The organism is Rothia nasimurium, from assembly GCF_928392795.1.
GTDB classification, from domain to species: Bacteria; Actinomycetota; Actinomycetes; order Actinomycetales; family Micrococcaceae; genus Rothia; species Rothia nasimurium_F.
Map to the genome: position 1 here is coordinate 503,026 of NZ_CAKMTJ010000001.1, position 9,146 is coordinate 512,171.

16 protein-coding genes are annotated in these 9,146 nt (G+C 56.6%); 5 read left to right on the plus strand and 11 right to left on the minus strand.

Annotated features, from left to right (window positions below; translation table 11 throughout):
- Positions 1 to 2 precede the first annotated feature (2 nt).
- The 9 genes from L6963_RS02285 to L6963_RS02325 form a co-directional block, all read right to left on the minus strand.
- Complete coding sequence (locus L6963_RS02285; RefSeq protein WP_237206488.1) at positions 3 to 776, minus strand: phage antirepressor KilAC domain-containing protein; 774 nt, start codon at positions 774 to 776, stop codon at positions 3 to 5.
- A 5-nt stretch (positions 777 to 781) separates the two neighbouring features.
- Complete coding sequence (locus L6963_RS02290) at positions 782 to 1,117, minus strand: hypothetical protein (RefSeq protein ID WP_237206489.1); 336 nt, start codon at positions 1,115 to 1,117, stop codon at positions 782 to 784.
- 427 nt (positions 1,118 to 1,544) lie between these two features.
- On the minus strand, positions 1,545 to 2,201 hold the full coding sequence (locus tag L6963_RS02295; protein ID WP_237206490.1) for a hypothetical protein: 657 nt from the start codon (positions 2,199 to 2,201) through the stop codon (positions 1,545 to 1,547).
- Positions 2,201 to 3,643, minus strand: a complete 1,443-nt coding sequence (locus L6963_RS02300; protein ID WP_237206491.1) for a ParB/RepB/Spo0J family partition protein — start codon at positions 3,641 to 3,643, stop codon at positions 2,201 to 2,203. Before L6963_RS02300 ends, L6963_RS02295 begins: the two co-directional genes overlap by 1 nt.
- A 91-nt stretch (positions 3,644 to 3,734) precedes the next feature.
- Positions 3,735 to 3,995 carry a hypothetical protein gene (locus tag L6963_RS02305; protein ID WP_237206492.1) on the minus strand — a complete coding sequence of 87 codons (261 nt, stop codon included), beginning with the start codon at positions 3,993 to 3,995 and terminating at the stop codon, positions 3,735 to 3,737.
- On the minus strand, positions 3,992 to 4,150 hold the full coding sequence (locus tag L6963_RS02310) for a hypothetical protein (protein ID WP_237206493.1): 159 nt from the start codon (positions 4,148 to 4,150) through the stop codon (positions 3,992 to 3,994). Before L6963_RS02310 ends, L6963_RS02305 begins: the two co-directional genes overlap by 4 nt.
- Positions 4,147 to 4,449 (minus strand): hypothetical protein, encoded by a 303-nt coding sequence (locus tag L6963_RS02315; RefSeq protein ID WP_237206494.1) that lies wholly within the window; start codon positions 4,447 to 4,449, stop codon positions 4,147 to 4,149. Before L6963_RS02315 ends, L6963_RS02310 begins: the two co-directional genes overlap by 4 nt.
- Positions 4,442 to 4,621 carry a hypothetical protein gene (locus L6963_RS02320; protein WP_237206495.1) on the minus strand — a complete coding sequence of 60 codons (180 nt, stop codon included), beginning with the start codon at positions 4,619 to 4,621 and terminating at the stop codon, positions 4,442 to 4,444. The genes L6963_RS02315 and L6963_RS02320 overlap by 8 nt, the downstream gene beginning before the upstream one ends.
- Positions 4,621 to 4,821, minus strand: a complete 201-nt coding sequence (locus L6963_RS02325) for a helix-turn-helix transcriptional regulator (protein WP_237206496.1) — start codon at positions 4,819 to 4,821, stop codon at positions 4,621 to 4,623. Before L6963_RS02325 ends, L6963_RS02320 begins: the two co-directional genes overlap by 1 nt.
- A 75-nt stretch (positions 4,822 to 4,896) precedes the next feature.
- On the opposite strand from L6963_RS02325, the gene L6963_RS02330 reads away from it, so the two are divergent.
- Positions 4,897 to 5,097: a hypothetical protein gene (locus tag L6963_RS02330; protein ID WP_237206497.1), complete on the plus strand. Its 201-nt coding sequence runs from the start codon at positions 4,897 to 4,899 to the stop codon at positions 5,095 to 5,097.
- On the opposite strand, the gene L6963_RS02335 is transcribed toward L6963_RS02330, so the two are convergent.
- Positions 5,094 to 5,345, minus strand: coding sequence for a hypothetical protein (locus tag L6963_RS02335; protein WP_237206498.1), 252 nt, complete (start codon positions 5,343 to 5,345; stop codon positions 5,094 to 5,096). The genes L6963_RS02330 and L6963_RS02335 overlap by 4 nt on opposite strands.
- A gap of 101 nt (positions 5,346 to 5,446) precedes the next feature.
- Between L6963_RS02335 and L6963_RS02340 the strand changes: the two genes are divergently transcribed.
- Positions 5,447 to 5,839 (plus strand): hypothetical protein, encoded by a 393-nt coding sequence (locus L6963_RS02340; RefSeq protein WP_237206499.1) that lies wholly within the window; start codon positions 5,447 to 5,449, stop codon positions 5,837 to 5,839.
- Between the two features lie 300 nt (positions 5,840 to 6,139).
- On the opposite strand, the gene L6963_RS02345 is transcribed toward L6963_RS02340, so the two are convergent.
- Complete coding sequence (locus L6963_RS02345) at positions 6,140 to 6,376, minus strand: helix-turn-helix domain-containing protein (protein ID WP_237206501.1); 237 nt, start codon at positions 6,374 to 6,376, stop codon at positions 6,140 to 6,142.
- 171 nt (positions 6,377 to 6,547) lie between these two features.
- On the opposite strand from L6963_RS02345, the gene L6963_RS02350 reads away from it, so the two are divergent.
- From L6963_RS02350 to L6963_RS02360, 3 genes are all read left to right on the plus strand, one after another.
- Complete coding sequence (locus L6963_RS02350; RefSeq protein ID WP_237206502.1) at positions 6,548 to 6,874, plus strand: helix-turn-helix domain-containing protein; 327 nt, start codon at positions 6,548 to 6,550, stop codon at positions 6,872 to 6,874.
- The gene (locus L6963_RS02355) at positions 6,855 to 7,268 is read left to right on the plus strand and encodes an ImmA/IrrE family metallo-endopeptidase (RefSeq protein WP_237206503.1); all 414 of its coding nucleotides are present in this window, start codon (positions 6,855 to 6,857) and stop codon (positions 7,266 to 7,268) included. The genes L6963_RS02350 and L6963_RS02355 overlap by 20 nt, the downstream gene beginning before the upstream one ends.
- Positions 7,269 to 7,434: 166 nt before the next feature.
- Entirely contained in the window at positions 7,435 to 8,838 is a 1,404-nt protein-coding gene (locus L6963_RS02360) for a GmrSD restriction endonuclease domain-containing protein (RefSeq protein ID WP_237206504.1), read from the plus strand.
- The last annotated feature ends 308 nt before the right edge of the window (positions 8,839 to 9,146 follow it).

Genomic DNA, 9,146 nt, shown 5'->3' on the forward strand with positions numbered 1-9,146 from the left:
CCTTAGTTCTCTAGCTGGGCAAAATCTTCAATGGGCGGGAGCATGCGGTCACGCAACTTATGCAAGCCCTTCGGGGTAATCACGACCTTGGGGTCGCCCACCATGAGCTCACCCGTTTTGGGGTGCCTGTACTTTGTGGCCTGAACGTCAATGAGGCCCTGCTCCACATACCGCTGCACAGCACGGTGAGCGCCGAAGCCGCGCTTGGAAGTCCAGCCGATTGAGTCCATGAACTTCAGTAGTCGGTTCTGGCCTGTTTCAACACCGGCTCGGCATAGCAGTTTCGCGGCTTGCTCAGCGGTGAAGGTGCCTCGTGCGCCCATGAATTCGTCGTATTCCTGGACGATGGGTTTCATCTGGGCGTTCTCTAGCTCTAGGCGTTCTTTGGCTTCTACTGTGCTGGCCAGTTCGCGTAGTGCCTCTGAGTAGCTTTGTGGGAGCTGGGGTGTTGCGTTGTAGGAGCCGGTACGACGGATAGCTGGGAGGACGTCGGTGGTTACCCAGTTTTGGAAGGGTAGGGCTTCTGCTTTTCGGGAGCGCATGATGGCGGAGTAGAGGCCTGGCTCGTTGATGATGGAGAGTTCTTGGTGTCCGCCAGGGGTACGCATTGAGTGCGTACCCTTTTGGGTTGGTTGTAGGGAGCGAGCCATGTCTGAGGCCATGCGGTAGCCGAGGAAGGTGGCGACGTCGGTAGCTACGAACCAGGGTTCCCCATCGATGAGTATTGCGCGGAGCTGTAGGCCGTTGAAGTTGAAGTGCTGGATTTCTTGGTTCATGGGGGTTATTCCTCGGTGAGTTGGTCGGCTAGTGCGCTGATGAGGTCGGGGCGGAAGTCCTGCCAGTAGTCGCGGGGGCTGTCGTCTTCGGGGGTTAGCTCGAAGTTGAGACGGACGAGGGGCACCGACGTAACGCCTTCGTGAGCAAGCTCTTCTGCGATTTCTCGGTTCTCGGGTTTGTCCACGTCGTAGACCTTGAGGTCGATACCCTCGATAGCTGAGGTGAGCTGCCCACCGTCGTCCTTGGTGGCGATGCCGGCGTCTACGAATTTGCGCTTGGTGAGGTTGCAAGGCTGGCAGCCGGTGGATTTGGTGTAGAGGGTGATGGTTTTTTCGGTCATGGGGGTCTCCTTTAGATGGTGGTCGGCGCTGTAGTGGCCGGTGATGGTTTTACAGTGACGGCAATAGCGGGTCATCATGAGCAGTCGGCATGTTGTAGGTGGCTGTCTGCATCTTTTACCGCGAGGTCAGCCCGGTCATAGGTCCCGAGCTCCTGGGAACATTCCTTGCAAATCACAGTCCACGTAGTCTGGTCGGGGTTTGAACGGTCCACTGTAATTTCGGCTTCTTTCTCGCCTACGGTCAGAGTTATCGAGATGATTGCGTTCTGATGATTCATTGGTTTTTCTTTCGTTGGGTGGCGTGAAAAATCGTGTTGCGGCGTCTGCGCCGGCTTCACCGAAAGGGCAGACGGGGTCAATGGCGACAGCGCAGGCTATGGAGAGCAAGCCGGTGAGCAGAGCTGCTACTAAGACGACAGTGAAACCCTCAGCCAAGAGCTGCACGAATGTTGGCATCACTTCCCTCCTCTACAAAGAGCTTGAAAGCGAGGTTTAGGGTATGGGCTACATCCTCGACGGGGGCTTCCGTGTAGGGGCCGCGCAGCTCGACGCCGTCGGCGCTGATAACGGCGACCGTGCCGTCATCCTGGCCTTCCAGCAGAGCCTCGTACTCTTGGCGGACATCGCCGATACGCTGTCGGGTTCGCCCTAGCTGGCTTTTGAGATCGGTGATGTGCTCGGTGAGCTTGGCGGTCTTCTCTCTTTCCGAGTCAAGTAGCTCTTCAATGGCTTTGACTGCACTGGGGGAGTCGGCCTCTGCGCGAGCCAGGCGAGCTTCCTGCTCAGCCTTATCAGCACGCTCACTAGCCTTGGCGGCCGCTTCCTGCAGGTTCTGATTGACCGAGGCTAAGGTGTCGTAATTCTCGGCGGCCGCGGTGATCTCGGCGCGAGCCGCGTCCAGCTCACCTTGCAGCGTCTTGCACCGACTGGCAAGAGCCTGGTTTTCTTCCTTTAGCTTGGAGATTTGGCCGCTGAATTCTTTGGCTACCTGTGCGCGGATATTGGCGATAAAGCGGGCTTTTTGCTCGTCATGGCTTTTGGCAGCAGCAGCCTTCCTGGCCCGTGCCTCACGGTTGTAAACCATCAGAAGTTCACCTCATCATCAATTACTGGAACCGGAGCCTCAGCCTCAGTACCGGGCAGAGCAGGCTCCCAGTACGCCCGGGCCTGCTTGATAGCGTCGGAAGGCTCAATGCCGTAGATGGTTTCGAGGGCGTCTATTTTGTGGTTGATGTATCGTCCGTAGCCGGTTGGGTTGAAATTGTCTAGGTTGTAGAGAATGTTGGTGCCTGTGTGCCCGATATTGATAACCCTGACCATGAAGAGTGCGTAGGCTAGCTGGTCCAGGCTCTTAGCGGCGACGGCGTCCCGGTACACATCGCCCTTGTTAGGCTCGTTGGGGTCGAAATCGATACCCAGCAGGGTCAGCATGTCAGGCAGCTCGTACCCGGTGTTGCAGATAACCTCCACCAGCGCGCCGTGGGCGGTGCCCTTGAGCTTGCCAGGCTGCCCAGCCAGATTCTCAAGGTGCTCCTTGAACCTGGGGCGCTCAACTCGCAGAGCAAGCTTGACCTTCTCGCGAGCTTCCTGCTCCGCGATTTCTTCGGGGGTCAGCTCAGGCTTCTTGGCTTCTTCCTTGACCGGAGCCGGGGTGTACCACTCAACGGCGCGGCTTGAATTATTCAGGTAAGGGCGCAAGCCGTCCTTGCCGTGCTCGTCCAGCACGTCCTGGGGGATTACGCGGGATGTCAGCTCCAGCAGCTCCTTGGGCTGGTCAGAGAGCCCAGGTAGCTCATAGGTGTAGCGACGGTTGAAAGCAGAGCCTTTGGCCTCTTCCGCTTCAAGGAAGTCATAGCCCAGCTTCACCAGGTGGTCGTAAACCTTGGGGCCAAGAGTCTTCCACTCCAGCACGCTCTCAGCCTGCTTCTGGGCGCTCTGCCAATTCCAGTCACTCCCGGATTCCGCGGCTTCGGTTAGTTTCTCAGCCAGCTCGGGCTCATCGGCGTACTTGGCGATTTCTTCGGCTTGGAAGAGGTCAATCTTCTTCTCCTTGACCGCATCAAGGACGCGCTCACCGGCTCCCAGAAGCTGGGCACGGCGGCGCACGGTCGAGGGGGACTTCGCGATAGCGGTCGCCACCTTCTCCACGGTGAAGCCGGGCAAATCAAGCATGGCCTGCACAGCGCGTGCCTCTTCAACGGCCGTGATCTGCTCGCGGTGCAGATTCTCGGTGAGCATGGCAGCAATCTGCTCGCCGTCACCCTCGAACTGGTCAGTGAAGATGCCGGGGATAGTCAGAAGCCCGGCCTTCTTAGCAGCAGCTAGGCGACGGTGCCCAGCAATCAGCATGAAATCACCCTCACGGGTGGGGTGCGCGGTCACCACAATCGGCTGCATGAGGCCGTAGCGTCGAATGGATTCGGCCAGCTCGTCCACGCCCTCAGGTGCGCCGAGATTGTCGCGGACGTTGTGGGGGTTGGCGAATACTGAGCTGACGTCGTACTCGGTGATTTTCATGGTGGTCATTGGGGCGGTCTTTCGGTGGTTGAAACGTTGCGGGAAATTTTTCGTCAAAAAACTCGGGACTTCGGTAACAGATGGGAGCGACGGGGGGGGGCTACCAGCGGGGCCAGGCCGGGCGGTTCCGGCGTTCAGCGCGGACCTGCTCAGCGGTCAACCCATGCTCCCGGCGGTAGGCGGCTAGCACCTGGTCAACCTGGTGAGCCTCAGCCCGCATGCCGACCGCTACTTCTGCCAGCTCCCGAAACAGCCGGTCAAAGCTGACCTCGCGCTGGGCCTTGAGCCCGCGGACACGGTGGTCGGCGCGTAGGCCCATCCAGAACCGCTGCTCGGTGATACGAGGTGCCGGGAGGCTCATTGCGCGTCCTCTTCCTTAGCCAGGGTGGGCATGGAATACACCAGAACGCCAACCAACAAAATCACCGCGAAAGTGCCCCCGTTATTCTGGCCAGGATTAGCCAGCGCCAGCACCGCAAAAACAGCGAAGAGAGCGAGCCAGATTTTCAGCCTCATGCCGCCTCCATCACGGGCCGGTCAATCTGATACTGCTCAGTGGTGAAGGTGGCAATCTGGCGAGTCCAGCCACCCTCAGCGGCAAAAACTTCGTTGGTGGCCCAGTCAATGGTGATGGGGGAGCGAGGCTCCAGGGCGCGGGTTAACGCGTAGTCGACGGCTGCGCGGCGCGCCTCAGAACGACGCTTAGCGTCCTTGTAATCGGGGTACTGAACCTCGCGTGAATCGAGGGTGCGAGGGGTGTCCTCGCGGGTAATCACAATGCCCACACGCTCGTGGACGGTGCCGGTCTTAGCCATTTACTTGGCCTTTCTTCTCAAAATCTAGGGGGTGAACAGTCTTTACGTGCTCTTGAGCCATTGCGTCGAGCTTCTCTTCAAGCTCCATAAGGGCTAGCTGGCTCAGGGCTACTTCGCTGATATGCCAGTCGCAGATCTGGCACCATTTCTCGTAGGTGTACCGCTGACCCATTAGGCTGCCGCCCTACGGTCTTCGATGCCCTTTTGGATATCTGCGTATGTCCACTTGGGAGCCCGGCCAATCATCACTGGCTGTGGGAAGGTTTTTGATTTGACCCAGCGGCGCAGTGTTTCACCGCTGATGCCGAAGATTCCACAGACCTCACTGCGCGAGTACAGGCGCAATTCGGCGGGGAAAGACGCGGTTGCCATTGATTTTCCTTTCGAGCGGGCGGACGCCGGCGGTAGGTCATTCCGTACCGGGCGGGTTAACGAGATACTTGGGCTATGAACATCATCGAAACTAAGATCATCTCCAGCCCTGAGGGCCATAACCCCTCAGCGGCTTCTTTGCGCGAGAACGTTGAAGTAGCGGCTCAGGGTAACCCGGTTGTCTCTATGAGGTACTTAGCCCAGGCACTTCTTCAGACGATGGACGAGTTAGAAGCTGTAAAGGCTGAAGTCGCTGAGCTTAAGAAGAAGAACTAGCCTGAGTGGGCCTGGGAGACGTCTACGAAACGGGATTCGTACTGCATCATCTTGATGTGCTCCACGTTGATTTGGGAGACTAAGCTGCTGACATGCTTCTTCTTAGTTGTCCAGTCAAAGTCTTTGCTGTTGACTCCTACGCGTAGCTCGTTGGCGAGGTGAGCAATGCGCTCCATTGCCTGGGATTCGAGTAAAAGCGCGTAGTTGTCGGTGGCGTACTTCTGCTCTTCTGCTGGATTTTCGCTCATGATTTCCTTTCGGGTGGTGCGGACGTCCGCGCTTTGGCTCTTCCGTGCTGGGCGGGTTAACGAGATACTTGGTTTGTTGTCTAGTGAAACGAGGTATAGATATGGCACAGGGCCAGTTGGTTTTCCTGCACAGTGATGGTTCGGAAGAAGTTCTTTTGGAAGCCCCTGAAGAGGTGATTGCAACGATTCATAATTTCTATGAACTTCTTCAGCCCCAAGAGGCTTTGCACGTTAACGTCATGGAGACTTGGTATAAGGGGCGTACGTTTGTGCTGAGTGCGACGGACAATTTCAGGTTTGAGTTCCACCCTTATTGGCATGAGACGGCTCCTTTGCGTCGTGATTATGCTGAGATGCTTCGTATGGACTTGAACCGTGAATTTGGTGCTAAGCGTTCAATTTCGTTTGATACCTGGAAGCATGGGGTTTGGATCCCTTACGCAGGCCCAGCAGAGGACGAAATCGACTATGACAGGTTCTGGGGTACTGACTAGCCCGTAGCTTGTTTGCGTCGGCTGGCTTCGCAGGCTCTGCATGAAACCACGGTGTTCGCTTCGGTGGCCCGTGGTTTTTTGTTGCTGTCGATGAAGTCGTAGCACCCTGATGTGCCTGAATGCCGGGTCGTGAAGTCAACTGTCTGACCGCACCAGTGGCACTTGTCGTTGTCGCGGGTTCTGATTCCTGTGAAGTCGAGCTGGGTTTTGATCACTGCATGTTCCTTTCGGGGGACGGGGCGGACGGTGGTGGTCGGCGAGCGCCAGCAAGTCTCTAAATAGAGACACATGGGTAAAAAATTAGGCTGCCACTGCAAGCTCTTCGAGGCGAGGCTCGCTGAACCACTGAGCTGGGACGCCGAAGTAGCATGCGATTGCGAAGAGTTCTACGGCTGAAACTGGTGATTCATCGGCCAGAATGCGCGACATGCGACTTTTGTCGATGCCGACTGCATTGGCTAGGTGAGTCTGTGTTTCACCCGTTTTTGCGAGGGCAATGCTGATGTTCTCAGCGATAGTTTGATTTAGGGTTGCCATGATTCCTCCTTTGGTAGCTTCATTTTATGTCTCAATTTAGAGACAAGTCAAGCTATTCTGAGATTTTTTCTGTAATTGGTGTATTCTGAAGCTATGGAAACAGGAAATAGAAAGGCCGCCGGCCTTGCAAATGCCTTCAGCAGCCGCCTGAATGAAGAGATTCGGGTATGGATGACTCGCCGCGGTGAAAATCTACGAACGCTAGAAGCTGCCACGGGCATTAGCCGTAGCCGGTTGAGTAGGACTGTGAACCGAGACGAAGCGCCCATCAACACGAACGAATTGGATTTGATTTGCAAGGCGCTTGGAATATCCCCATCAGAGATTATTGGAATTGCCGAGCGTGCCGTCCTGGCCCAGCAAGAACAAGCCGAACCCCAGCGTCCGTCCGGTCGCTACAACTCCGCCGGCGAATGGGTCCCCGCCACCCGCGACGGCTACACCCTAGCCGCCTACGAAACAGACGAGGAGAAGGGCGTTGATTACATCGACGACTAAAGACCCCTACACCCTCGCCGAAGAACTCGGCGTCCCCATCGTCTACCGCAAACTAGCCGGCGGACTCCACGCCTACTGGGACGGAGCGAAAATCATCGTCGACACCCGCCTATCCCAAACACAAGAGCGCTGCGCAATCACCCACGACCTCATGCACGTCATAGCAGGGGACGAACCCTACCTGCACGTGCTCAGCTCACCGTCCATCGAAGCCAAGCGAGACCTTCAAGCAGCTGAACTGCTCATCGACCCGGCAGCCTTCCGCCAAGCAGCCACCATGTACCCCGACGACGGCGCCAAAGTAGCCCGCGAGCTAGGCATCACCAACCGGCTCCTCAACGCCTGGGTACGAGCGCACGGAGTCGAACTCATCGAACTAGATGAAGTGGCCTAGGGGAGTGGGCAGAGCTGGTAAGTAGCTGGGATTTTACGAAAATGACCTACCGCCGAGAAGGAGGTAGGTCATTTTGTTCAAGCTGGGCTTTCTTCCCCTTTCCTGATGAAGTAAACAGTTACTCTTTAAGCAACACACACCACTATCCCCGCAAGAGGAAACAAGCATGAGATACCCAGGCAAGAAAATGGTTCGCAAAGCCAAAAGGAAGGTCACGCCTAAAAGCGTCCGCAAAATCAAGCGCATGACCAACCCTCGCAACGCCATCAAGCTAACTGCACCACCGAAACGCAAGCCAGCTAGCAGGAAAAAGAACACCTGGCAGTCACCCACAGCTAAAAAACCTACAGGAAGCAAAAGAGCTACCGGGGCTACCGCATCCGTAGCGAGCGCAAAAGCCGGTGAATGGATTGCCACGCAGGGCAAAGAGTTGGCCAAAAATCCTGCTGGTCGAGGAGTGCTTGGGTGTATCGGCTGTCTTGGGCTAATCTTCATGCTTATCTTTGGCATCGCTGTCATTGGAATCGTTGGTAGCGCAATTTCAGATGACGAGAGCACCCAGGCAGGCGCAACATCCAGCTCAGCCTCGGCCGCCAGCGATGCACCAGAGGCCGTGGCCACGGCTGACACAGATGGCCAGATCTACGATGAAGGAACAGAAGACAACGCCTTTGCCGTCGCTGAGAATCCCGATATTGCTGACAATGCCGTAGCCGCTGTCTCTGATGACACCCAGAAGGCACCAGGTGCTCAAGAATCTCTAGATAAGCTCAACCAGCTAGAGGTAAAGGGTCGTGCCCCTAAAACCGGATACGACCGCAATCTATTTGGTAACGGATGGGTTGATACCGATAGGAACGGTTGCGATACCAGAAACGATATCCTCCGTCGTGACCTCATAGGAGCTTCATCAAAGCCTGGCACCAGAGGGTGCGTGATTCTCAGGGGAAATCTGACTGACCCCTACACTGGTGATTTCATCTCCTTCAAGCGAGGCCAAGGAACCTCCGAAGCAGTGCAAATTGACCATGTCGTTGCACTATCCGACGCATGGCAGAAGGGCGCCCAGCAGCTATCTGAAACTCAGCGCATTGAGTTCGCAAACGACCCCATCAACCTGCTTGCAGTCGATGGCCCAACCAATCAGCAGAAGGGTGACGGTGACGCTGCTACCTGGCTACCTCCTCAGACCTCATATCGCTGCGAGTATGTCTCAAAGCAGATTGACGTGAAAGCAAAATATGGCTTATGGGTTACAGAAGCAGAGAAAATAGCAATGGTCGATGTGCTAACCGCCCCGGGATGCGGAGCGAGGATTGAAACGCCTGAGCCAGAGCCTACTTATGAAGAACCGGCCGCCCCAGCACCCGCCCCTGTCCAGGAAACTGCCCCGGCCTACTACGCTCCACCTGCTGAACAGGCTCCCGTAGCGCCAGCAGCGCCAGCCCAGTACTTCAAGAACTGCACTGAGGCCCATAATGCCGGCCGCTACGACATCCCCGATAGCGACCCAGCGTACAGGCCAGCACTTGATGGTAATAAAGATGGTATTGCTTGCGAATCTAGCTAAGAGATAAAGCGAGAGCCCCGGCCCACAGAAGTGGGTCGGGGCTTTCTACTGCCCTCTGAGGGGCTAGAAATCTATTGGTCTACCTCGATGCCGCCGGGAGTCCCACGAACCGTGAGAGAGGCTGGCAGGTTGCCTGTGGGGGAGGCAGGGGGCTGGGCGTTGTCGTCCTGGTAGAACCATTCCAGGGGGACGTTGGTGGCTTGGGCGATGTTGAATGGCTCAACAAATTTGGGCGGTTAAGTGTAGAGATGCGACAGAGCAACAACAGCACCCGGGATTGGGGGCGAGAGCAGAGAATCATGGGCGGC